This window comes from [Clostridium] clostridioforme AGR2157, from assembly GCF_000424325.1.
Taxonomy (GTDB): Bacteria; Bacillota; Clostridia; order Lachnospirales; family Lachnospiraceae; genus Enterocloster; species Enterocloster clostridioformis_A.
The window spans coordinates 48,103-72,744 of sequence record NZ_AUJR01000029.1; the positions used below are offsets into that span (position 1 = coordinate 48,103).

23 protein-coding genes and 3 pseudogenes are annotated in these 24,642 nt (G+C 49.1%); 21 read left to right on the forward strand and 5 right to left on the reverse strand.

Translation table 11 applies throughout. The features are described 5' to 3' along the window. Positions 1–97: 97 nt before the first annotated feature. The 17 genes from G614_RS0113145 (at position 98) to G614_RS0113235 (ending at position 18,285) form a co-directional block, all read left to right on the forward strand. Positions 98–3,688 carry a DUF5717 family protein gene (locus G614_RS0113145; protein ID WP_027642321.1) on the forward strand — a complete coding sequence of 1,197 codons (3,591 nt, stop codon included), beginning with the start codon at positions 98–100 and terminating at the stop codon, positions 3,686–3,688. A 14-nt stretch (positions 3,689–3,702) separates the two neighbouring features. Next, complete coding sequence (locus G614_RS0113150) at positions 3,703–4,926, forward strand: DUF5716 family protein (protein ID WP_027642322.1); 1,224 nt, start codon at positions 3,703–3,705, stop codon at positions 4,924–4,926. Continuing rightward, on the forward strand, positions 4,923–5,735 hold the full coding sequence (locus G614_RS0113155; protein WP_027642323.1) for a tetratricopeptide repeat protein: 813 nt from the start codon (positions 4,923–4,925) through the stop codon (positions 5,733–5,735). The genes G614_RS0113150 and G614_RS0113155 overlap by 4 nt, the downstream gene beginning before the upstream one ends. 61 nt (positions 5,736–5,796) lie before the next feature. After that, complete coding sequence (locus G614_RS0113160) at positions 5,797–6,279, forward strand: YbaK/EbsC family protein (protein WP_027642324.1); 483 nt, start codon at positions 5,797–5,799, stop codon at positions 6,277–6,279. A gap of 505 nt (positions 6,280–6,784) precedes the next feature. Further along, entirely contained in the window at positions 6,785–9,424 is a 2,640-nt protein-coding gene (locus tag G614_RS0113170) for a valine--tRNA ligase (protein ID WP_027642325.1), read from the forward strand. Positions 9,425–9,535: 111 nt separating this feature from the next. Beyond that, positions 9,536–10,747, forward strand: a complete 1,212-nt coding sequence (locus G614_RS0113180; RefSeq protein ID WP_027642326.1) for a BTAD domain-containing putative transcriptional regulator — start codon at positions 9,536–9,538, stop codon at positions 10,745–10,747. 75 nt (positions 10,748–10,822) lie between these two features. Further along, on the forward strand, positions 10,823–11,740 hold the full coding sequence (locus G614_RS0113185) for a DMT family transporter (RefSeq protein WP_027642327.1): 918 nt from the start codon (positions 10,823–10,825) through the stop codon (positions 11,738–11,740). A gap of 161 nt (positions 11,741–11,901) precedes the next feature. Then, positions 11,902–13,266, forward strand: a complete 1,365-nt coding sequence (locus G614_RS0113190; RefSeq protein WP_027642328.1) for a bifunctional folylpolyglutamate synthase/dihydrofolate synthase — start codon at positions 11,902–11,904, stop codon at positions 13,264–13,266. Positions 13,267–13,303: 37 nt separating this feature from the next. After that, the gene (locus G614_RS31940) at positions 13,304–13,450 is read left to right on the forward strand and encodes a hypothetical protein (RefSeq protein ID WP_002567353.1); all 147 of its coding nucleotides are present in this window, start codon (positions 13,304–13,306) and stop codon (positions 13,448–13,450) included. Continuing rightward, on the forward strand, positions 13,447–14,757 hold the full coding sequence (locus G614_RS0113200) for a tetratricopeptide repeat protein (RefSeq protein WP_027642329.1): 1,311 nt from the start codon (positions 13,447–13,449) through the stop codon (positions 14,755–14,757). The genes G614_RS31940 and G614_RS0113200 overlap by 4 nt, the downstream gene beginning before the upstream one ends. 100 nt (positions 14,758–14,857) lie before the next feature. Next, a complete protein-coding gene (locus tag G614_RS0113205) occupies positions 14,858–15,199 on the forward strand; it encodes an STAS domain-containing protein (protein WP_027642330.1) in 342 nt (113 codons plus the stop codon). Between the two features lie 20 nt (positions 15,200–15,219). Continuing rightward, the gene (gene spoIIAB, locus G614_RS0113210; protein ID WP_027642331.1) at positions 15,220–15,654 is read left to right on the forward strand and encodes an anti-sigma F factor; all 435 of its coding nucleotides are present in this window, start codon (positions 15,220–15,222) and stop codon (positions 15,652–15,654) included. A 5-nt stretch (positions 15,655–15,659) separates the two neighbouring features. Continuing rightward, positions 15,660–16,373, forward strand: coding sequence for an RNA polymerase sporulation sigma factor SigF (gene sigF, locus G614_RS0113215; RefSeq protein ID WP_027642332.1), 714 nt, complete (start codon positions 15,660–15,662; stop codon positions 16,371–16,373). Between the two features lie 88 nt (positions 16,374–16,461). Continuing rightward, entirely contained in the window at positions 16,462–16,707 is a 246-nt protein-coding gene (locus G614_RS0113220) for a hypothetical protein (protein ID WP_027642333.1), read from the forward strand. Further along, a complete protein-coding gene (locus tag G614_RS0113225; RefSeq protein WP_027642334.1) occupies positions 16,704–17,330 on the forward strand; it encodes a stage V sporulation protein AA in 627 nt (208 codons plus the stop codon). Before G614_RS0113220 ends, G614_RS0113225 begins: the two co-directional genes overlap by 4 nt. After that, a complete protein-coding gene (locus tag G614_RS0113230; protein ID WP_027642335.1) occupies positions 17,317–17,760 on the forward strand; it encodes a stage V sporulation protein AB in 444 nt (147 codons plus the stop codon). Before G614_RS0113225 ends, G614_RS0113230 begins: the two co-directional genes overlap by 14 nt. A 69-nt stretch (positions 17,761–17,829) precedes the next feature. Then, the gene (locus G614_RS0113235; RefSeq protein ID WP_027642336.1) at positions 17,830–18,285 is read left to right on the forward strand and encodes a SpoVA/SpoVAEb family sporulation membrane protein; all 456 of its coding nucleotides are present in this window, start codon (positions 17,830–17,832) and stop codon (positions 18,283–18,285) included. Between the two features lie 431 nt (positions 18,286–18,716). On the opposite strand, the pseudogene G614_RS27435 reads toward G614_RS0113235, so the two are convergent. The 4 genes and pseudogenes from G614_RS27435 to G614_RS34430 all read right to left on the reverse strand — a co-directional run. Then, positions 18,717–19,370 (reverse strand): annotated as a pseudogene (locus G614_RS27435) (IS91 family transposase); the annotation flags it as partial. After that, a complete protein-coding gene (locus G614_RS27440; RefSeq protein WP_242828087.1) occupies positions 19,354–19,701 on the reverse strand; it encodes a hypothetical protein in 348 nt (115 codons plus the stop codon). The pseudogene G614_RS27435 and the gene G614_RS27440, both read right to left, overlap by 17 nt. Further along, a complete protein-coding gene (locus tag G614_RS0113250; RefSeq protein ID WP_027642337.1) occupies positions 19,682–20,929 on the reverse strand; it encodes a site-specific integrase in 1,248 nt (415 codons plus the stop codon). The genes G614_RS27440 and G614_RS0113250 overlap by 20 nt, the downstream gene beginning before the upstream one ends. Positions 20,930–21,076: 147 nt before the next feature. Continuing rightward, positions 21,077–21,430: pseudogene (locus G614_RS34430) on the reverse strand (transposase zinc-binding domain-containing protein); the annotation flags it as partial. Between G614_RS34430 and G614_RS34435 the strand changes: the two are divergent. From G614_RS34435 to G614_RS0113270, 4 genes are all read left to right on the forward strand, one after another. Further along, positions 21,371–21,736 (forward strand): zinc ribbon domain-containing protein, encoded by a 366-nt coding sequence (locus G614_RS34435; protein ID WP_162142759.1) that lies wholly within the window; start codon positions 21,371–21,373, stop codon positions 21,734–21,736. The pseudogene G614_RS34430 and the gene G614_RS34435 sit on opposite strands and share 60 nt — an antisense overlap. A gap of 147 nt (positions 21,737–21,883) precedes the next feature. Next, on the forward strand, positions 21,884–23,044 hold the full coding sequence (locus tag G614_RS0113260) for a hypothetical protein (protein ID WP_027642338.1): 1,161 nt from the start codon (positions 21,884–21,886) through the stop codon (positions 23,042–23,044). Next, positions 23,041–23,484, forward strand: a complete 444-nt coding sequence (locus G614_RS0113265; RefSeq protein ID WP_027642339.1) for a hypothetical protein — start codon at positions 23,041–23,043, stop codon at positions 23,482–23,484. The genes G614_RS0113260 and G614_RS0113265 overlap by 4 nt, the downstream gene beginning before the upstream one ends. Beyond that, a complete protein-coding gene (locus tag G614_RS0113270) occupies positions 23,481–24,332 on the forward strand; it encodes a hypothetical protein (RefSeq protein ID WP_027642340.1) in 852 nt (283 codons plus the stop codon). The genes G614_RS0113265 and G614_RS0113270 overlap by 4 nt, the downstream gene beginning before the upstream one ends. Here the strand turns inward: G614_RS0113270 and G614_RS34440 are convergent. After that, a pseudogene (locus G614_RS34440) lies at positions 24,329–24,642 on the reverse strand (IS630 family transposase); the annotation flags it as partial. The gene G614_RS0113270 and the pseudogene G614_RS34440 overlap by 4 nt on opposite strands.

The window sequence follows — 24,642 nt, forward strand, 5'->3', positions numbered from 1 at the left end:
AAGATGTAATTAAAACTTTTAAAACCACCTGAAATGTGATATCATGTTACGTGAGTGTGGACATTTTACACAGAAGGATAAAGATACAGGTGGTACTATGAGGGAACGTATTAACCGTCTGGCCAGGGGAATCATTGACAATGGTTCGCCGGAGCTGGTGCTGACACCGGATCGGGTAGAGGCTTCGGTTCCTGCGGGTGAGGTCATCCGTGGCGAGATATTGGTGAGCAGCGGCAATAACCTGCATATAAAAGGGCTGGTGTATTCCAGCCATGAAAGGGTCCGGGTGGTGAACAGCGCCTTTGGCGGGCTTCGCAACCGGATTATATATGAAGTCAACGTGGGTTTTTCAGAGCATGGGGACGAAATCAAGGGATCTTTTTACCTGGTCACCAATGGTGGTGAGAGGGAGATTCCTTATTCTTTGCGCGTACAGGCCGGTGATTCAGGGGAGGTTCTGGGAAATTTAAAGACTCCCAGGGACTTTGCCCTGCTGGCCAAGAAGGACCTGGAAAAGGCGCTGAGGATTTTTGAATACCAGGATTTTACAGAGGCCCCCTTCATGCAGGATTCCCGGGTCCGTACCATCTATGACGGGTTAATGGGAAGGGCGGGCAGGAGGAATCTTCTGGAGGAATTCCTGGTGGCCCTGCAGGTGAAGGAACCGGTAAAGCTTACGCTGGAGACCGGAACCAGGACCTATGAGAATCTGACAGGAATCGCAGAAGATTATATAGATATAGCAGCAGGAACCTGGGGGTATGTGACGGCGGACATAACCGCGGACGCTTCCTTCATTGAACTGGGGACTTTCCGGATTACGGACCAGGATTTTGTCCAGGGCCGGTGCAGGGTAGGATACCGCATTGTTCCGTCCGGGCTTCACAGAGGAAGGAATTTTGGGTGCATCCGCATTAAATCCCTGCGGGAGGAATTTCTTATTTTCGTGGAGGCGGAGAGGCATCATGCAGCCGGAAGCGCGGAGCGTGAATCCGGAACGGATCGGTTCATGGACCATGGGAGCTTATATAAATACTTATCTCTGCGCCTGGACTATGAGGCAGGGGTTTATGAGCCGGCCCTTTTCTTAAACCAGATGATGAAGGAGACAGAGCATCTCAGGTCGGATTTTCCGGGGGATGAGAGGGCCAAACTGATACAGGCAGAGCTTCTTATATTAAACGGCAGGGAGGACAACGCCTCCCTGGCTTTAGACGATGCCAGGGACCATGTGCTGGCCCACAGGGAAGAGCAGGTGGAATTATACTGCTTCTACCAGTATCTTCGTCTGGAAATCAAGCCGTCTGTCCAGCAGAAGGAATCCCTGGTCCGCTATTTACGCAAGCTTTTGTGGGAGGATGGGGAGATACGGCCGTACCTCTTCCTGATGCTGATGAAGTTAGACGAAACCATGGCCCAGAATCCTCTGGAGCTGTACCGGTCCATGGCATCCCTTTTCAATCAGGGCTGCAGCAGCCCGTTCCTCTATGCATCGGCCTGCCGCCTGATGGAAGCCCACCCGGATTTGTTTGTGCGCCTGGGAGATTTTGAGATACAGGCTCTGTATCTGGGCGTACAGAAGGGAATCGTCAGCCGTTTAACCGCCCTGAGGGCGGCGGGACTGGCACTGGGGATTAAGCATTACAGGAAGCTGGTGGAACGCTTATTTGCAAAGCTGTACCAGACATATGAGGAGCAGGCGGTTCTGGAGGCCGTGTGCAGCCTGCTCATCAAAGGGGACTGTAAGGAAAGGGACGCATTCGCCTGGTATGAGAAGGCCCTGGAACAGGGCATAAACCTGACCAGGCTATATGAGTATTTTCTTTATTCCCTGCCGGAGGATTACGGACATCTGCTGCCTAGGGAGGTGCTGCTGTATTTCTCCTATGATAAGGATTTGGACAGGCACAGCCGCCAGGTGCTCTACCGGAACATATTGGAATACATGAACCCTTCCGCGGAGCTGTACCAAAATTACACCAGGCATATGGAGCAGTTTGCCATGGAACAGCTGTTCCAGTCCAGAATCAACCGCTCCCTGGCCGTTATTTACGAGCACATGATTTATAAGGATATGATAGACAGCCGGGTGGCCAGGGTTCTTCCGGGCATCCTTAAGTCCTGCCGCATCCGGTGCGGGGATTCCAGAATGAAGTATGTCATTGTCCGCTATGAGGAGCTGGAGGACGAGGAAGCATTTCTACTGGAAAACCAGTCTGCTTATGTGCCCCTGTTTTCCGACCGCAGCGTCCTTCTGTTCCAGGATGCATACGGCAACCGGTATCTGGACGTGAAGCACTGGAAGCTGCCTGTCATGGACCGCCCGGAGCTGCTGGCCCAGTGCTATGAGGTGTATCCGGACCATCCCATGCTCAAGCTTTCCGAATGCAGGGACATTGTGAACCGCGGGGTGGAGACGGACGAGCAGGCTGCACTGTTGGAAGAGATCGTGACGCAGATGCATTTGAGCCCTGTCTTTGAGGGCAGGCTGATGCAGGCGGTGACGGATTATTACTGTCAGAAGGCGTCTGAGGATAAGGACGGCGACGGTGTATTTAACTGTGCCTATCTGGTGCAGATTGATAAAAGGCCCATGGCTGCCAGGCAAAGGCAGCAGATATGCGAGACCCTAATCAGCCAGAATTATATGCGGGAAGCTTATAACATGATTCGGGATTACGGAAGCCAGTATATATCCACGCCGCGGCTGATGAAGCTGTGCACCAAGACTATACTGATGAACCTGTTTGACCAGGACGACCTGCTTCTGGGTCTGTCCCATCAGGTGTTCAGGCAGGGTTGCTATGACAGCGTGATCCTGGACTATCTGTGTGAGCATTTCAACGGAACAGTATCCCAGATGTATGAGGTGCTGATTCAGGGCGTCAGGGAGCATGTGGAGACTTATGACCTGGAGGAGCGGCTGCTGGGGCAGATGCTGTTTACCGGCTGCTGCGACCAGATGGATTCCGTGTTTGAGCTGTACATGAAGCGCAAGACCGCCAAGGAAATGGTGGTGAAGGCGTATTTTACCCAGAAGAGCGTCCAGTACTTCCTGGAAGAAAAGGATATGGACCAGAGGGTGTTTGAATATCTGAAGCAGGCAGTGGGAAATACCTTTGACAAGGACAGGATGCCTACTATCTACCTGCTGGCCCTGACGCGGTATTTTTCCACGCTGGACAAGGTGGAGGAGGGGGATGCGGAGCTGTTAAAGACCATGACATCCCTGCTTTTGGAGGAAGGGCTGGTATTCCCATATACCAGGGAGCTGTCAAAGCATATTCCGGTGCCGGAGGACATCATGGACAAGGCCATGGTGGAGTACAGGGGCAGGAAGGACGCTCATCCGGAGCTTCAGGTGAGAATTCTGCCGGAGGAAACAGGATTTCACAGCGAGGACATCCGCCGTGTATACCAGGGGATTTTTGTGAAACAAAAGGTACTCTTTGAGGGAGAAATCATGGAGTACAGGATATATGACTATCTGGACGGACACCGCAGGCTTGCGGCAGAGGGACAGGTGGAGTGCGACCATAAGCTGGAGGGAAAGGAGAACAGCCGTTTTGCCTGCCTGAACGAGATGGGAGCAGCAATCAAAGACAGGGATGACAGCAGGCTTTTAAACGCGATGGAAGACTATCTCAAGAAGTCAGCGGCGCTTGGCAGGCTGTTTCCCATGGAGTAATGGAGGAACTGTCTATGGACGGTCTAGTGATTGGTCTGGATTTAAATGACGACTATACCCAGATATGCTGTTATGATAAAGAAAAGTCGTGGACCATTCCTACGGTCATCTGCCGGAGGAAGGAAGAGGAAGTCTGGCTCTCAGGGGAGGAGGCCTATGCGGCCACCCTGTTGGGAGAGGGCGTTATCGTGGATAAGCTTCTTAAGATGGCGGCCAAGGATGGGACATCCACCATCGGAGGCATCTGCTACGGCGGCGGTACGCTGCTTAAGCTGTTCATAGAGAAGATGTTAGGGTATCCCAGGAAGGAATACGGGACAGATGAGGTGGCGCAGCTGGTCATCACTCTTCAGAGCGTGGACTGCAGGCTGCTTGACACCCTGATGTACTGTGCCGACTATCTGGAGATACCAAGGGACAGGGTCCATGTAATCAGCCATACTGAGGGCTTCATATACTATGTTCTGAGCCAGAAAAAAGAGCTGTGGACCAATCAGGTGGGACTGTTTGAGCTGTCCAGCGAACGCCTGTGCTATTATGAGATGAAGGTGCAGAGGGGCATGCGGCGCAACATGGTCCAGGCAGAGGCCCAGAACCAGGAGGAGGCATTTAACCTGGATATCCTGGATTCGCCCTCAGGCAGCCGTCTGGCAGATAAGATACTGACGGCCTGCGGAGAGAAGCTTTTAAACAGGAAGCTGTTTTCGACGGTGTTTCTGACGGGTAAGGGGTTTGAGCGCCAGGACTGGGCCGGTGGATTTATGCGGTTAATCTGCAACCGGAGAAAGGTATTTGTGGAGTCCTGTCTCTTTGCCAGGGGGGCAGCTTTCAAGGGCGCTGACTACACCCATCAGGAGACTTCCTATCCCTATGTATTTATCTGCGAGGGAAGGCTTAAGGCGGAGGTGTCCTTAAAGGTCATGCGCAGAGGGCGGGAAAACCAGCTGGTGGTTGCTTCCTACGGCGACAACTGGTATGAATCCAAAAGCTCCATGGATTTGATTGTGGACGGACAGAAGGAGATTGAGTTTACCATCAGTCCGCTGGACTCCAAAAAGAAAAAGCTGGTTAGGATTCCGCTGACCGGATTTCCGGAACGCCCTCCAAAGACCACCCGGATTGAGCTTAAGGTGGCTTTTACAGATGAGGGTACCATGACAATGTCTATCCGCGACAAGGGATTCGGGGAGCTGTTCCCATCCTCCGGCGCGGTGGTGAAACAAGAGGTGAATTTATGAGCCTGATACTTTGCAGGCAGGAACCTGTGAAACATCCGTATTATATCGATGTGCTGGGAATCCATATCCACTCCTCACAGGAGCTGTGTTATATAGTATACAACCATCCGGTTCTGGTGATGGATGATTTCCTGGATGACCTGTTAATTGATTTTATCCGCAGGGATTTGGATATGGATTATCTGGCAGGCCGAATGGAGAAGCTGGTGGAAACCGGCACCAGACCGGAGGAGGTCCTGGCCCTGTTCCTGTCGGAATGCGATTATTACAGTGACAAGGAAATACAGAAATTCAAGCAGACCACAGCGGCCCTGCGGGCCCTGCATCCGGCCCAGTATGAAAAGCAGAGGGCGGATTATATGTTCGGACAGCAGCAGTACGGCAAGGCGGCGGCCAGGTATGGGAAGATTCTGGAATATCCCAGGGACAAGGTGGTGGAGGACCTGTTTCTGGCAAAGGTCTACAACAACCTGGGCGCCTGCTACGCCATGATGTTCCAGTTTCACAAGGCCCTGGGATGCTATGACAAGGCCTATGAGCTGGGAAAGGATGATGCTCTGTTAAAACGCGTTTATTTTCTTACTGTCTTTGCGCCGGAGCTGGATGTGAAGGACAAGTACCAGTCCGTGTTCACGGATGAGCGTAAGAGAAAGTGGAGCGAGGAGATAGACCTGGCCGCGCTGGAGGCAGGACAGGCAGAGGAAGTCAGAGCCCTGAGGGCATTATTTAAAAAGGATCCCATCAAACGGATGAGCGGCGCGGCTGAGATGGTGCGCAGGTGGAAGCAGGAGTACCGGATGATGGTCTGAGCCTATATGGCGTGAAAAGGTTCGGAGATTAAGAATACGATAATAACGGAGGTATTACATCATGGCATTTGACATAGCAAAGGAACATCTGAGGAAGGCCGGCCTGGATGACCGGGTTTATGAGTTTGAGGTTTCCAGCGCCACGGTGGAGCTGGCAGCCCAGGCAGTGGGATGTGAGCCGGCCCGCATCGCCAAGACGTTATCTTTTATGGTGGACCGGAAGGCCGTGCTGATTGTGGCGGCAGGGGATGCCAAGGTAGACAACCACAAGTATAAGGAGCAGTTTAAGACAAAGGCCAGGATGCTGTCGCCGGATGAGGTGACGGAGATGGTGGGCCACAGCGTGGGAGGCGTGTGCCCCTTTGGAGTGAAGGAAGGGGTAGCGGTGTATCTGGACGAGTCCCTTAAACGGTTTGATGTGGTGTACCCGGCCTGCGGCAGCGCCAGCAGCGCGGTGAAGCTTACGATACCTGAGCTGGAGACAGCTTCCGGGTATCTTGGGTGGATTGATGTCTGTAAAGGGTGGGGGGAAGAACGTATATAGTAAAAACACCAGCATAAGCTTCACCAAAAAACACTTGACAAATCCTCAATTAATTATTATGCTTGATAATCATAAATCAAAGTAAATAAACCCAACAAGCAAACAAAGCAATCCAACACAAACACAACGGTAATGAAGAAGAGGAGTACATCATATAAACCATCAGAGAGGGCAGCCCACTGGCTGAAAGGCGGCCCGGCAGAGTATGATGGAAGGTAGCTTCTGAACTGGAGCAGTGAAGGATGAAACTGAATGACTGGCTGGCGGATATTCCTGTTCTGTCTCCATCCAAAGTTACATTCTGCGTAGCTGCTTCCGACCAGCCTGCGTTAAAGGCCCAATGAGACTGCCGGGCATCCGGCAAAACAAAGGTGGTACCGCGGACACTCCGCCCTTTGCCTTCCCTTAACCGGGATTGGCAAAGGGCTTTTTATTTTCAGGCATGCAGGCCCTGCCGCCATCACGCGTCACCGGAATCAATTACAAAAAACAAGGAGAACAAACCATGAAGGAACTGGAGAAAATCTACAACCCGGCGGATATCGAAGACCGCCTGTACCAGAAGTGGCTGGACGGAAAGTATTTCCACGCAGAGGTAAACCGCAGTAAGAAACCATTTACCATCGTGATGCCGCCGCCAAACATCACCGGACAGCTGCACATGGGCCATGCCCTGGACAATACCATGCAGGACATTCTGATCCGCTATAAGAGGATGCAGGGCTGCGAGGCGTTGTGGCAGCCGGGTACGGACCATGCTGCCATTGCCACCGAGGTCAAGGTCATTGACAAGCTTAAGAAGGAAGGCATCGACAAGGCAGACTTGGGGCGGGACGGATTCCTTAAGGAATGCTGGAAGTGGAGAGATGAGTACGGCACCAGAATCGTAAAGCAGCTTCATAAGCTGGGTTCATCCGCTGACTGGGACAGGGAACGTTTTACCATGGACCATGGATGCTCTGACGCGGTTCTGGAGGTTTTTGTCAAGCTGTACGAGAAAGGCTACATTTATAAAGGGTCCAGAATCATCAACTGGTGTCCTTTATGCCAGACATCTATCTCTGATGCAGAGGTGGAGCATGTGGAGCAGAACGGCTTCTTCTGGCACATCAATTACCCTGTAGTGGGAGAGCCTGGCCGTTTCGTGGAGATAGCCACCACCAGGCCGGAGACCCTGCTGGGAGACACCGCAGTGGCGGTGAACCCGGAGGACGATCGCTATCAGGATATCGTGGGCAAGATGCTTAAGCTGCCTCTGACAGACAGGGAGATTCCTGTTATCGCCGACCCGTATGTGGACAAGGAATTTGGAACCGGCTGCGTGAAAATAACCCCGGCCCACGACCCCAACGACTTTGAGGTGGGCAAGCGCCATAACCTGGAAGAAATCATCATCTTAAACGACGATGCCACGGTAAATGTTCCGGGCCCATATTTTGGTATGGACCGCTACGAGGCCAGAAAGGCCATTGTGGCTGATTTGGAGGCCCAGGGCCTGCTGGTAAAGGTGGTTCCCCACACCCACAACGTAGGAACCCATGACCGCTGCAAGACCACGGTAGAGCCCATGGTGAAGCAGCAGTGGTTTGTAAAGATGGAAGAAATGGCGAAGCCTGCCATTGAAGCCCTAAAGAGCGGCGCCCTTACCTTTGTTCCTGAGAGCTTTGGTAAGACATATCTCCACTGGCTGGAAGGAATCCGCGACTGGTGTATCTCCAGACAGCTGTGGTGGGGCCACAGGATACCTGCCTATTACTGCCAGGAGTGCGGAGAAATCGTGGTTTCCAAGGAAGCGCCCCACGCCTGTCCTAAGTGCTGCTGCACCTGCTTAAAACAGGATGAGGATACCCTGGATACCTGGTTTTCATCAGCCCTTTGGCCATTCTCTACCCTGGGCTGGCCTGAAAAGACAGAGGATCTGGATTATTTCTATCCCACAGATGTTCTGGTAACCGGATATGACATTATTTTCTTCTGGGTCATCCGTATGGTGTTCTCCGGCCTGGAGCAGACCGGAAAGCTTCCGTTCCACACCGTGCTGATTCACGGCCTGGTAAGGGATTCCGAAGGACGGAAAATGAGCAAGTCCCTGGGCAACGGCATCGATCCGCTGGAAGTCATCGGCAAGTACGGCGCAGACGCCCTGCGCATGACCCTGATTACGGGCAATGCGCCCGGCAATGACATGCGCTTCTACTGGGAGCGTGTGGAGAACAGCCGCAACTTTGCAAATAAGGTCTGGAATGCTTCCCGCTTCATCATGATGAACATTGAGAAGGCTGCCCAGTCAGGCGAAGTGGCTTTGGACCGCCTTACCATGGCTGACAAATGGATTGTGTCCAAGGTAAATACCCTTACCGGGGAAGTGACGGAAAATCTGGATAAATACGAGCTGGGAATCGCCCTTCAGAAGGTTTATGACTTTATTTGGGAAGAATTTTGCGATTGGTATATTGAAATGGTGAAGCCAAGGCTGTACAATGAAGATGACGATACAAAGGCGGCCGCCATCTGGACTCTTAAGCATGTGCTGATTCAGGCGCTGAAACTGCTTCATCCGTTTATGCCGTTTATCTCAGAAGAAATATTCTGCAATCTTCAGGAGCAAGAGGAGACCATCATGGTATCCCAGTGGCCGGTTTACAGGGACGACTGGAGCTTTGCGGAGGAAGAGCAGTCCACAGAGACTATCAAGGAGGCCGTAAGGGCTATCCGGGGCGTGCGTTCATCCATGAACGTTCCTCCCAGCAAGAAGGCTACTGTTTATGTGGTATCGGAGGATCCAGGGCTGCTGCAGATATTCGAGCACAGCAGAAGCTTCTTTGCCACCCTGGGTTATGCGGGCGAGGTAATTCTCCAGAAGAATAAGGAAGGAATTGCAGACGATGCTGTTTCCGCAGTGATTCACAAGGCAGTGATTTATATGCCGTTTGAAGACCTGGTGGATATCGAGAAGGAGATAGAGCGGTTAAAGGGCGAAGAAAAGCGGCTGGCAGGAGAGCTGGCCCGTTCCAGAGGTATGCTGGGCAATGAAAAGTTCGTAAGCAGGGCACCGGAAGCAAAGATTGCCGAGGAGCGCGCAAAGCTTGAAAAATATGAACAGATGATGGAGCAGGTGAAGATACGTCTGGCACAGCTTCAGTGATGAGCCCGGTGAAGGATTAAGACGGATGGGACAGGCGGCGGAAGCCGCCTGTCCACAGGGAAAGGAAAACAGCAGCAAGTCAGATACAGGGGTAGAGAGGGAGAGCATAGCATGAATCAATCATCAGGAAATAAGCCGGTTATCCATGTCAGGATGTTCGGCGGCTTCACCATCACAATGGATGAAAAGGCCATGAGCGACAGCGATAACCGGTCCAGGAAAGCCTGGAGCCTGCTGAGCTATCTGATAATCAAGCGCAGGGGAGATGTGAGCATCAAGGAGCTGTTCAATGCCATCTGGCAGGACGGTGTTCAGGATAATCCTCACGGCGCCCTTAAAACCCTGGTTTTCCGGGTAAGGAAGATGCTGGAGGCAGCCGGTTTCCCGTCCCGGGATTTGATTCTGAGCCAGAAGGGGGCTTATATGTGGAACCCGGCCTGGGAAACGGAAGTGGATACTGACCGGTTTGAGAGGCTGTGCCGGAGAATCCTGGACCCGGAAGGGGATGGGAAGAATATGCGGGGTGCATGCCTGGAGGCATTTGAACTCTACAGGGGCATTTTCCTGCCTAAGTCAGCCGAGGAGAGCTGGGTAGGTCCCATGGCTGCTTATTACCATACATTATATCAGAAGCTGGTTGTTCATATGGCGGAAAAACTGATTCAGGATGAGGAGTATGCCCAGGTGGAGGAAATCTGCCAAAGGGCTATTGACATTGACCGGTTTGTGGAGGATTTCCATTATTACTGGATCTATGCCGCTTATGGACAGGGAGAACAGGAGACTGCGCTGAAGCGGTATAAGGATACCACGGATATGTTCTACCGGGAACGCCTGATGACACCCTCAGAGCATTTTAAGGAATTATATAGGGTCATCAGCAGCAGCGAGCAGGAGGTAGTGACTGACCTGGATGCGATTCAGGAGAATCTGGGCACGGGCAGTGCCGGATGGGGGCATGGTGCATACCAGTGTGAATATGCCGTGTTTAAGCGCCTGGTACAGCTTGAGCGCAGAGGCGTGGAGCGCAGCGGTGATTCCGTGTACCTGTGTCTTTTGACCTTGGGAGACAGGAAGGGACGCACCCTGAAACCGGAAATCCAGGCAAGGGCCATGGAACGCCTGAGGGCATCCATCCAGAAATCCCTTCGTTCCAGCGACGTATATGCACGTTACAGTGTCAGCCAGTTCATCCTGCTTCTGTATTCCGCCACCTTTGAGAACAGCGGGATGGTCATGAACCGGATTCTGTCCGCTTTCAATAAATCGTATGTGCGCAAGGATGTGGCGGTGAATTACAGCCTTGACGTGCTGAAACCCTGAATATCAGAGTTTTCTTGACAGTAAGGCAGCTGTTCATAACAGCTGCACATTAATTACATACGGCGAGGTCAGACTATGAAGATAAAAAATGCGCTTTTGCTGCTGCTTACAGCCTCCATATGGGGGGTGGCCTTTGTGGCGCAGAGCGTTGGAATGGATTATGTGGGCCCATTTACATTTAACTGCGTCAGATGCCTTATGGGCGGTGGCGTCCTTCTTCCCTGCATATGGTTTTTTGACAGGAAGAATAAAAAGAAGGAACAGGTTCCGGTCATACCCGGAGCCAGAAAGACACTGGTTATGGGAGGAATCTGCTGTGGCGTGGCCCTTTGCCTGGCCAGCAATTTCCAGCAGTTTGGAATCCAGTACACCACAGTGGGAAAGGCTGGGTTCATAACCGCCTGCTACATTGTCATTGTCCCTGTACTGGGGCTTTTATTAGGTAAGAAATGCAGCCCTGTGGTTGCCGGGGCAGTAGTTCTGTCCCTGGCGGGTCTGTACATGCTGTGCATGAACGAAGGGGAACTGTCGGTGAACAAAGGGGACCTTCTCATGCTGGTATGTGCATTTCTCTTTGCAGTGCATATCATGGTTATTGATTTCTTTTCCCCTGTTGTGGACGGGGTAAAGATGTCCTGTATCCAGTTTTTTGTCAGCGGCATACTATCAGGAGCGGCCATGCTGATTTATGAGACGCCTGAAATGAGCCAGATCATGGCTGCATGGATGCCCGTCCTCTACGCGGGCATCATGTCCTGCGGCGTGGCATATACCCTGCAGATTGTGGGACAGAAGGGGATGAATCCAACGGTGGCTTCCCTGATTCTGAGCCTGGAATCCAGTATCTCAGTTCTGGCCGGATGGGTGATTTTAGGACAGAGGCTTTCGTCCAGGGAAGTACTGGGCTGCGCCCTTATGTTTGGCGCCATCATACTGGCGCAGATTCCGGTGGGGCGCCGCAGGGAAGCTTCCCTGAACACAGAGGGAAACTAGAAGGCCCGATACAGAGGGCATACAGAAAACAGCAAATGGGATTCCTGTCGCATCCTGACGAAGGGCGGCGAGAATATCCGGTTGCCAATTGAGTGAAATTAGGTTAAGATTATAAAAGCCTGTCCGGCAGACAGGCTTTTAAGAAAGAATGGATTTTAGTTATGGGACAAGCAGAGGAGTATTTGGACCGCATTCCCATGTGGACCAGGAAAAAGAATTCATTGGAGGATGTCAGGCGATTTCTGGATTATCTGGGAAATCCTGACCGGGACAGACCGGCGATTCATGTGGCAGGGACCAATGGCAAGGGTTCTGTGTGCGCATTCCTCACCTCTATTTTAGGGGAGGCCGGTTACAGCACCGGTACCTTCATCTCACCTCATCTGGTGGATGTGCGTGAACGTTTCCTGATTAATGGAAGGATGGTGGACCAGGAAGGCTTTGAAGGAGCTTTTAAGACTGTTTTTGAGGCCAGCAGGAAGCTTACGGGTAAGGGACTCCGCCATCCTACTTTTTTTGAATTCCTGTTTTATATGGCCATGGTCCTGTTCAGAATGCATGATGTGGATGTGATGATTCTGGAAACAGGTATGGGCGGCAGGCTGGATACCACCAATGTGCTGGAATGGCCGGCCGCCTGTGTGATTACCTCCATCAGCATGGACCACACCAGGTATCTGGGCGATACCCTGGCCAAGATTGCAGGGGAAAAGGCAGGCATCATCAAGACCGGCGTTCCGCTTATATTTGACGACGGGCAGCCGGAGGTCTCCACCATACTGGAGGGCTTTGCCTTCCGCAAGGGAGCAGCCAGATACCCGGTGGGCCGGGATGATTTTCGTGTGGAGGAGATAGGCGAAAAGGGCCTGTCCATCAGTGCCAGGATGAAGGACGGCAGATGGCTTGAACTGGAGATTCCCTTTGAAGCTTTTTATCAGGCGGAGAACGCCATGCTGGCTGTACGCACCCTGGACGTCCTGCGCCACCCCGGAGAATGTCCCAGGACAGGATGCCGGATGCCGGGCCACGGTCCATGCATCTGTCGGGACGGAATGGAATGGGGAATATCGGACCAGCACATTGTAAAGGGCCTGAAGAATACATTCTGGCCCGGCCGTATGGAGCAGGTGAGGCCGGGAATCTATCTGGACGGCGCCCATAATCCCGCTGGTATTGAGGCGTTCATACAGACAGCCGGGGAAATTTCGGACAGACAGGGAAAGAAGCTGTGGCTGTTGTTTGCATCTGTTTCGGATAAGGATTATGAGCGTATGGCAGAGCAGCTGTGTAAGGAGATGATTTGGGAAGCAGTGGGCGTGGTTCATTTGAACAGTGAAAGAGGACTGGCTGCCGGCGAGCTGGCCAGGGTATTCAGAACATATACGTCCAGACCTGTTTACTCATACGGGGACACGAACAGCGCGGTTAAGGATATGGCGGAGAAAAGCCGGGAAGGACTGTTGTTCTGTGCCGGTTCCCTGTATCTCATCGGCGAGATTAAGGCTGTACTGGAGCAGAAGCACTGAGCAGTCCTGATAAGATAGCAAGCGAGGAGTGATATACATGATTGATTTTGAAGAGGAGATTGAGCGTTTTAAACCAAGCCTGGATGTGGAAGAGGTGGAGGACGCCATTGTTAAGAGCGATTTGACGGATATGACGGACATCATGATGGAACTGATAAAAGAAAGAGGCGAGCGGGACCTGTGAATACAGACTATGCAAGAAAGAACCAGCAGATAGCCAACAGCTTCTACAATCTGGGCCTGGAAAAGGCCAGGATACGGGATCTGTCCGGTGCGGCCCAGTGCCTGAAGAAGAGCCTGCATTTTAATAAGTATCAGACAGATGCCAGGAATCTGCTGGGACTGATATACTATGAGAACGGGGAAGTGGCAGATGCCCTGGTACAGTGGGTCATCAGCCTGAACCTGCAGCAGGAGGATAATCTGGCAGACCATTATCTGGATGAGATTCAGAGGAAGCCGGGACAGCTGGAGGTAGAGAGCCAGAATGTGAAAACATTCAATCAGGCCCTCTGGCATGCGCAAAATGGCAGCGATGATTTGGCCATTCTTCAGCTGGCCAAGGTGGTGGAGTCCAATTCCCATTTTGTGAAGGCCCATCTTCTTCTGGCCCTGTTATATATGGCCAGGGAGGATTATAATAAGGCCGGGCGCTGCCTGTACAAGATTCTCCAGATTGACAAAAGCAACCAGAAAGCCCTGTACTACATGTCCATTGTAAAGCAGAATACAGGCAGGGCAGATGCGGAGAAGCGCAAGATGGTGAAGGCATTTTCCCATCGGAAGATGGAGGATGACGATGTCATCATTCCTAATACTTATAAGGAAAATACGGGCATTTCCACTGTGCTCCACATCATCATAGGACTGGTTCTGGGCATCATGGCATTTTATTTTCTCATTCTGCCGGCCAGAACAAGGGACCTTAACAGCATTCATGATAACAACCTGAAATCCTACATGCAGAAGCTCAACAACGCGAATCAGCAGTACGATATTCTGAAATCGGATTACGATGAGCTGGATGCACACACAAAGGAGATTCAGGCCCGTTTGGACGAGCTGACCACAGGCAACACCAGCGTCATTGCCCAGTACCAGGGACTGATTTGGATTCTTCAGGCTTACAGGAGCGGTGATTTGGCGGCGGCGGCCAAGGCATTTGCAGGAGCCGGCTTTGATTTGATTGAGGACGAAAACATACAGGCCATTGTGGAAAATATCCGTCAGGATATGACGGCGAATATCTACCAGAGCCTGGTGGACCGGGGACTTCAGCTGTGGAACGCAGGCAATAAGACAGAGGCCATGGATTATTTCCAGGCCAGCCTGACCATAAAGCCGGATAACCCGGAAGCCCTGTTCTATGTGGGGCGTCTGTACCAGGATGCGGGCGACACGGACAATGCCAATTCCATGTTTGACAAAGTGGTCAATGAATTCCCGGATTCCGAATATGTGGACCGGGCAAAGAATGCCAGGGGTTATTAATTTAAACGGTTTTTCAGGAAAGATACTACAGAAGATAAGAAATATGTCTTTTGTGGTATCTTTTTTGATTTTATAGGCACTGAGAAAGGAGTATGGAGGGATGGAACAGAAAACGTTTACGTATGAGGCCAGGGAGCAGATGCTGGTGATTCACCTTCCGGGGGAGCTGGACCACCATAACTGCAGGAACCTGAAACGGGATACGGACCTGCTTCTGGCGGAGAATTACATCAATCGGATTGTATTTGATTTTACACACACATCATTTATGGATTCATCCGGCATCGGGGTGCTTTTAAACCGTTATAAGCAGATGGCGGCCAGCCGGGGAACCGTGGCCTATTACGGGGCAGGACCCCAGGTCAGGCGGATACTGGAGATGGGCGGGGTAAGCCGGCTTATCAAAGGATATGAAGACAGGGAATCAGCAATAAAGGGATGAAAAAGATGGAGGATAAGAAGATGGAGACAAACAGAGAACATATGAGGCTGGAAATGGAGAGCCTTTCCCGGAATGAGGAGTTTGCCAGGGTGGTGACAGCTGTGTTCATGAGCAGGCTGGACCCCACCCTGGAGGAGGTGGATGATGTAAAGACAGCCGTATCCGAGGCAGTAACCAATGCAGTCATACATGGCTACAGGGGCGGCCGGGGAACCATATATCTGGACTTGACCGCAGATATGGAGGAACGGGTCCTGACCGTGGCAGTGAAGGACTGCGGTGTGGGCATAGCGGATGTGAAACAGGCCATGGAGCCCATGTTTACCACAGACCCCGAGGGAGAGCGCTCCGGCATGGGCTTTTCCTTCATGGAGGCATTTATGGACCAGGTAGAGGTGGAGTCCGAACCAAATCATGGCACATTGGTGACAATGAAGAAGTCCATCGGCAGGTGACGGCGATGGATGAGACCATGAAATTAATCAATATGGCTCACGAAGGGGATAAAGCGGCAAGGGACCAGCTGGTCATGGACAATGTGGGACTCATATGGAGCATTGTCAGGCGGTTCTCAGGCCGGGGATATGAGATGGAGGATCTGTTCCAGATTGGAAGCATCGGACTGATTAAGGCCATTGACAAATTCGACACAGGGTTTGACGTGAAATTTTCCACCTATGCAGTGCCCATGATTACAGGGGAAATCAAGCGCTTTCTCAGGGATGACGGTATGATCAAGGTCAGCCGCTCCATCAAGGAACTGGGGGTTAAGGTCAGGGCCGCCAGGGAGGAAATGACATACAGCCTGGGAAGGGAACCCACCATTGAGGAGATAGCAGGCAGGCTGGGTACCAGCCGTGAGGAAGTTGCGGCGTCCCTGGAGGCGGCAGCGGAGGTGGAGTCACTGTACCGTCCGGCGGACAGCGGAGATGAAAATTCCACCTATCTCATGGATCGTCTGGCCCAGGACAACAATGACCATGAGGATTTGTTAAACCGAATGGTTTTAAAGGATTTGATTGAGGGACTTGAGGAAGAGCAGAGGGAAATCATACTGCGCAGATATTTTTACAATGAGACACAGACCCAGATTGCCGGCGAGCTGGGCATTTCCCAGGTACAGGTGTCCCGGCTGGAAAAACGTATATTGAAAGAAATGAGGAAAAAACTGTAAACAAAAGCCGTAAGGTATAAAAAGTTCCATGGAAGTCATACTAGATACCAGAAACCAATTAACTTTTCTTGAAAAGGATGTGATTCTTATGGGTTTTGGTAAACGAGTATGTGAACTGCTTGCAGTCATAGCCTCCCTTCTCCTGATAGGGGCCCTGGTATGGTATCTGTCCTCAGGTTTCGGCGACAGGGGATATGAAAAGGAAGGGACGCTGGTGCGGGAGGAGATGGACGAGCCTTCCATGGAAGAGGAAGCATGTCCGGCCTTTGTGACTGACCCTGTGTCCATGATGTTCGGACAGCAGGAAATCCAAAGGAGCGGAAGGGGACTATGAACCATACAGTCTATTTAAAACTAAATCAAATCACGGAGCTGACTCACAAGGATGTTGTCCTGAAGGACGTGGCCCAGGTTTACTGCGACGACCAGAATGTGATGAATAAATGCAACTCCATGAAGGTCATGACCGTGAAGGTTGATGCCAAGCGGCGCTATATCATGAGCGCCCTGGATGTAATCAACAAGTTAAAACAGCTGGACTCCACCATTGATGTAAACAACGTGGGGGAGACGGATTTCATCATAGCCTACAAACCGCCTTCCCCGCCTGCTTACATCTGGCAGTGGACCAAGACCATATTTGTCTGCCTGGTGTGCTTTTTCGGCGCAGCATTTGCCATCATGACCTTTAACAATGACGTCAGCGTCACCGATGTGTTCAGCGAGGTGTTCAAGCTGGTCATGGGCTATGAGTCCGGAGGTTTTACCGTGCTGGAGGTCAGCTACTCCGTGGGTCTGGCCGTGGGTATCGTCGGTTTCTTCAACCATTTCGCAGCCATAAAACTGAATACGGACCCCACGCCGTTAGAGGTGGAAATGCGCCTTTATGAGGACAATATCAGTAAGACCCTGATTGCCAATGACGGCAGAAAGGAGTCTAAAATTGATATTACTTAAAAAATGTCTGCTGGCGTTCTTCGGTCTGTGCGCCGGCGGCATCATTGCGGCCGGCGTATACGCGTTCCTTGCCATCATCGGCGTGTTTGTGCGCCTCATGGGAAAGACCGGTACCAGGAAGCATATTTTTCTGTATGAGACAGTGATTATTCTGGGCGGAGTCCTGGGAAATATACTGGATATTTATGAGTTCCCCATTTATATGGGGCCCTATCTGGGCACCCTTTTCATATGCGCGTTCGGACTGTCCGTTGGGATTTTCGTGGGCTGTCTGGTCATGTCTCTGGCAGAGACACTGAAAGCCCTTCCGGTTATCAGCCGGAGGATTCATCTGGCCGTGGGGCTTCAATATCTGATATTTGCCCTGGCCGCAGGGAAAATGGCGGGCTCTCTGGTATATTTTTGGAATCATATGGCTTCCCTTGGATGATGGGGCCAAAGATGATGAGCCAAAAAGGGTTTGGGCTGTCCGCAGCCGGATTTTGAGAGGAGTAAACAAATGGAGATTGATAAGAAAAAGTATGAGGAGTACGTGAAACAGGTGACTCCCACCCACAGCCTGGCAAAGAACATGGCTGCGGCCTTCCTGGTAGGCGGAATCATCTGCGCGCTGGGACAGTTTGCCCTGAATTTCATGATGAACAACATGGGCATGGACCAGGAGACAGCTGCGGCCTGGACCCTGCTGGAGCTGATTCTTTTAAGTATCCTGCTGACCGGATTCAATATCTATCCAAAGATTGTGAAGTTTGGGGGAGCAGGCGCCCTGGTGCCTATTACCGGGTTTGCCAATTCCGTGGTGGCGCCGGCCATTGAGTTTCACGCGGAGGGACAGGTTTTTGGAATTGGGTGTAAGATATTCACCATTGCCGGGCCGGTGATTTTGTATGGGGTTTTGACGAGCTGGGTGTTAGGAGTAATTTATTGGGTTGGGGGTGTGATGGGGGTTATTTAATGGGTAGATAGGAAAGTAGAGAATTAATTTGGCAATTGGCTTTATGAGCAGGACAATGAACAAAATAATTCATTAGCCTGCTTTTTTGATGCTTGAAAATGTAGGATATGAATGCCAACGGAGGCCTGTCTTGCATTTATGCAATAAATAAATTCTTTAGGTTACAATCGATGATGGGGTAAACGAAAAAGCAGTTTTGGCATTTTCCAGTGAACTGCCCCTTCGTTTACACCATTTTCGATTTGACCTAATTGAACAAAGTAAGCGTCCGGGTGACCATTATCTATGGACTTTTAATCCATCTGCTCCTGCTCTTTATTATACCGGATTGTCTTTAAAAAGGCGATAGATATCTCCAGTTTTTGATAGACGGGCATGACTTTAAAGCCTTTGCTGCAAAGGCTTTAAAACAACTATTAAATTTACTTTCGTCAACTACGTAATGGCATTCGTAACTGTGGCTTACCAAGATGACCGCCGCATTCCCTGCATACGCACACTTTGATACCGTAGAGTTCTTCAAGAATCTCCGGCATTTCCATATCTCGCAGTTTTGAAAGATATTTCCGGCATCCGAGCAGATTTCTGCAGAGGGTCAGTTTCCTGTTTTTAGTTCTGGAACACAAAAGCCCATAATGCCGTATCCTTACGAAACGCTTTGGCGGTACATGCATCAGAAATCTTCGGATGAATTCCACGCCGGATAGTGTTAATTGTTTCCAGTTACCTTTATTACGGTAATCTTTTACTGAAAACGTAACATTTTCTTCATCCATGCGGATGATCCGGTGATTGCTGATGGCAATACGGTGGGTGTATTTGCCAAGATAATCAATCACTGACTGTGCGCCATGAAAAGTCTTCTTGCAATAAGGCGCCCAGTCTGTGGAGTAGCAGCTGTCAATCAGTTCCTTGAAAGTATAATGGTTTCGGTATTTTTCTGTGGTTCCATGAAATACGAGTTTTCCATCCTTCCAGAGTTTTTTCAATTCTTCCATGTATTTCCCGCGAAATACTTTGGAAATAACCTTGACAGGAAGAAAGAAGCCCTCTCCCTTATCCTTCCATTTATTTTCCGGCGTCAGTCTTGAAATTTACCTTGGCGGTACGCAGTGCGTCATATCCGGGCAGGAACGCCTGTACATCGTGGTTCAGCAGGTAACGGCCAAAGTTCTGCAGGAAGCTTATGCGTCGTTTCTGGGTTGTCGCCTGCCAGTCCGGTTGATATTTGATAAAGGCATTGACAAGATCCGGTGAAAGACCGTCACCGCAGTCATGCTCCATGCTCATGTCATCAAATTTATGGGCAAGGCGTTCTTCTTCCGTATACCTGCATCCCAGAACCCTTTTTTCATCAATGAACGCCTGTAGCTGGATGGCGAAGGGTCCAAGGTATTCAGACTTTGTTTCTGACATAATCCTTCACCTCCACTTCCAGTGCGCATTTTTTCAGGCTTTCCAGATCGAACTGGATATAGTGTTTCCCGGCGGTATCCGGGTCGCTGTGTCCAAGTATCTCGGAGATGACAGTTATTTCTATGTTGTTCTGCAGAAGGTTTGTCGCCAGGGATCTCCGGAACGTATGCCATCCGACGTTCGTATTCTTCTCCGGCGGAAGTGCGGCTCTGGCCAGGACAGAGGAAACTATGTGGTTCAGGGTGCTGTTTATCGGAAATGCATCATAAGGCGGCCTGTGACGCACAAAAACATTTTGACTGTCCGTAACCGGACGCCCGTTTTTAAGATAATCAATGACAGCCCATCCGACATCCTCCGGTAATGGCAGCAAAAGGGCTTTCTGTGTTTTATGCTGGATGAGCGAGACCTGCTTTTTATTCCAGTCGATATCCTGCAGCTTCAGTTCCCTGATGTCGCCGATGCGCAGGCCGAGCCGGGAGGCAAGCAGGACCATCGCATAACCTCTTTTTCCCGCCGGACTAATCCTTTCTGCTGAATCCTCTATCTTTTTTATCTCATCCTGTTTCCATATGGTAGGAAAGGCCATCCTTCCCTGTATGGACGCTTTGGGGAGACGCTCTGCCAGAGGAACCTTGATATACCCATGGAGATAAAGATACCTGTAATACCGGCGTAACGTACAGAGCTTTGTTTCGATACCTTTAGGACTCAGGCCGTAGAAACTTTTGACAAAGTCATCGTTGTCATGGACGCTTATTGTATCCGGAGTGCAGATGCCCCTGGCATCCAGGAACATCAGGAGATCATGAATGATCATCCGGGAGCGTGTAACATATCCATAAGACAATCCTTCCTTAATAACGGTTTCGAAAAAACCTTCCGTACAGTGACGGAATGGTTCCGGCCAGACAATCTCGCCTAGAAAATCATTCCGTCTGTGGATGATCCCAAAGTTATGATACTCCGCAAGCATCCTCATACATCTGAAATACATCTCTTCCTTGCGTGAGTGCTCATCAGTAGAGACGAGTCCGCCTCTTTCACGGAACCTGGCAATGAGAAAATCCGCCCCCAGCGGCTGACGGTAACTGCTGTTGCCGGCAAATACGGCAAACTCCGCCAGCACTTTTCTGTAGCGCTCCAGGGTTGTCTTATTGATCTGGCTTTCAATAAGTTTTTGTTCAAGCTCTGAGCACAGAACTGCAACACTGACATCATTCTGCATACAATTTTCCTCCTTCCGCATGCAGCTAAATAAAATAAGAAACAATATCAGTATCGCATGGATATGTTAAGAATGCTGTAACAGAAAACATGGAATTAATGTAAAGCTATATGAAGTAAATGCTTGATATTCAACTCTCTTACTGTAAGTTTTCGGACTCTTGAAGAACATACGCAGGATGACATCCCTGACCGAATGAAACAGGCAGTTAAGAAGGGAATGGTCCTTAAGAAAAAAGATGCGGAGTTCTTCAGGAATGGTAAAGACACAATGCCTGTGAATGCAGGAAACCAGTTTACAGGACATACGAAAAGCCCGTTTCTGATTATACATGTTGCCACAGGAAGGACAGAAACGGCTTTTACAGGAAAAAGGGACAAATTTAAGGTTACCACAATGAGGGCAGCCAAAGAAAGCGCCGCCAAAAGAAGGATCATGGCAATGGATCATCTTGTTGATGTTATCCAAAACATTTTTGCCAGGGCGGAGCACATATTGGATATAAGTGCTTTGGTTGGAATTGCAGTGTGTAAGGAGTGTGGCAGTTTTTTGGTGGAGAAGTCGGTATCAACTAGAGGGCGGACATATTTATACTATGTGTGTGGAAAGCATAAAAAAGGAAAAGGATGTTCAGCGCATAAAATAGCGGTTCAGGAGTTAGATGAGAAAGTCTTGGAAAAAATGAAAGATATGGGCAATATGATGGTTTTATACTGTAAAAGTTTAACTAGAGAAATGACTATAAAATACTTGAAGTATGTGAACGTAGATTGTGAAGGGAATATAGAGGTAGTATGGAATACATAGAGGTAGAAAAGAGAAAACATTATTGATATACAAAGTACTGATTGTAAAGGTAGAATATTATGTGTATAATAGGGCTAGAGCGTGCTTGAAATGTACGTTTTGCACAAAAATTGGAATATAATACTCAGATAAAAAGATAGGGGAATCATGAAATACGCTATTGATAGATATGAGATGGGGTTGGAGAAAGAAGTTAGTGCAGATATTTTTTATAATAAGTATATTCCCCGGAAAAAGGACAGGTTCTTTTGTCCAGAATGCGGTGAGCCTGTATTTTGGAGTTCCAGAGGAGGTTCACAGCCGGACAAGTTTTCACATTACAACAAGACGGAACAGACTCCGAAATGTGACAAACGAGTGGATGGACGCTCAGGGTTGAATTTGTATGAGCGCATTGGATTGCCTGTTTATCTGACTGTTAGAGCAGTTAATCAGTTTTGCTTGATGATTGGATTTCCTGCGGTTGGTGAGCAGTTACTTGCGATAGCTGCATCACAGGATATCAAGGTTTGTATTGCAGGGGCAGAGGATTATAGGAAAGTTTCTGTGAATGCTGTCAATTTTCTGGAAGATGGTATTACTTTGGTGCCGATTAACTTCATCCCGTATCCGGGTGACAATTTTGGAGTGACAATTGAACCTGAAGAAGAAACATTGCAACTTCACAAAAAGTGGTCTGATTATGCGGATGGATTTGGTTATGGAGGTGCGATTTTTACATATGGAGAAACGGGCGGCAAAAAAATCAGGAAGGGCGGTAATATTTCATCTGACAGACAATATTATGTGATTGCCAGACAATTTGATCCGCCTCAGGAGATTTATTCACAAAAGCTTAGAACGATAATACTGAGTAAGAATGTCTACAATGTATATTTAATTACCATCAATGTTTCAGTAGAAAACGCAAATAGATATCAATATGTAAAAAATTATCTGCAAAGGCAGTTTGGCGTATGGCTGCTGCAGACATCACCGGAATTGATTCCGCTGTGGCCGCCCATGGCAGAACAGGGGGCGATGATACCTGCCAAAAGCAATGCAAAGATGTATTGTTCAGTATCCAGTGGGAATGATGAGCCGAATATATATAGATATGACGGTTCTGAAGTTTTCCCGCTGGCTGTCGATAAAGCTGAAGGAGGAAGCCATACTGTTTCCTTTTTCATGCATTCTCAGGAAGTGGTTCTTTCTGTAGATAGGAAATATACAGGAAGAGAAATAGCGTTCCAATCCAAAAAGATTGTTCATCCGAAGTATGAGTATAATTTTTGTATTGAAAAGGAAAAAGGAGATTTATTGGAATGAAAGATGTCACGAAAGATGTGATTTCGGAAGCCTTTTTTCTAAACTCAAATGCAAAAACGGAAATGTATATTGGAAGTCGGGATAAAATATTTCGGCATATATCAGTTCGTGAGCAGCGGGTAGCTGTTTCTGCCCAATATAATTCAGAAGAAATTCTGTTTGTGGAGGAAGACGGAGTTTTTATTCATTATCGGACAAAAGCTGCGAATAAAGGAAAAAGCCTAAAGGAGACATTGACAGTGGGTAAAATAAGAAAGTGCTGTCAGGGAGAATTAGTTCCAGTTCCGTATTGGGTAGAAAATATACTCCTTGAGTGGAAAAGGATCGGGCATAATAGGATATTTGATGAAGTAAAGAGGATGATTGTTAATGGAAAAATACCAGCTGGCCTTTTGAAAGTATTATATGATTGCTGTAGTGCGGGGGGATATCATATATGAAACAACTAGAGAAAAGCAATTATGATTTGAAGGGGAATGAAGAAGCAAAAACCAGAAACGATGATAATGTGGAGAATGTAAATTCTTTGCAGAAGACTTTGGAAGAAAAAGGCAAAGCTTCAGTGTCCGATCTTTCGGAAGAGGAAATAGAATATATTTGTATGAAAATTACGCCAAAGAAAATTCGGGCATATTTTCAGCAATACCCTCAAGAATTCTCTAAAATTCGTTCGGGTATTAGAGCGGCTTCCTTATCCGATGATATGACGGTAATGCTTGTGAGAAAAAATATTACGAAAAATTTTGTTGCATCATTTATCAATATGCAGCTTGATGTCTGGAAACGGGAAATAGAAAAATATTATAAGATACAGGAAGAGAAAGGAGAATCGGGATCGAGAGCCTTGCTTGAATCTATACTTCAGAGTACGTTTGAGGGAAATGTTAGTCTTTTTTTTAAAGTGACAGGGAAACATTGTTCCAAAGAATATATTGCATTGACGGAAGATGCGCTTCGGCTTCTAAGTGAAAAGAAAAAGAGTGAAGAAAATTCAGTTGAAACCTTAGAAAGTGAAGCCGGGGAGGGAGTAAAGAGGGTTGAAATTATAGAATTAAAAGAAAAAGTAGATAATTTGACGGCTCAAACAGTAAAGCTGGAGCAGGAGTTGGAAACGGAGAAAGGAGCTTATTCCAAGGCTCAAACATCATTGATCCAATTATCTGAGAGAAACAGTGAATTGGAAAGCGAATTAATGTTAATAAAAGAGCAGCTTGAAAAGGAAGAGGAAAAGGCAGAAGGGCTTCAGGCAGAACTAGTACAACTCGATTTAAATAAGCTTACAATTTAAGCATTGGTAGTAATCTGATTTCTTGGCTTACGTGTCCGTGCTTTGGGCGCACGTTTCCCTTGGTTTTCAGGACTTGCTGCTTTCGCATTTACAACTTCATAGACGATTGTGCCCACATCCTCTTCCGAAAGATCAATCGTGTCCAAGCGGTATTTCCATTTGTAGGGGACGGGAACCTCATTGATTTCTTCAAAGTATTTCAAAATCCGTTCCTTTAGTTCCTCTTTCGAGCCTACACGAATCCCGGACAACATCTGGCGGGTCATTTTGCTGAAAAAGCCTTCCACCATATTCAGCCAGGAGCCATGTG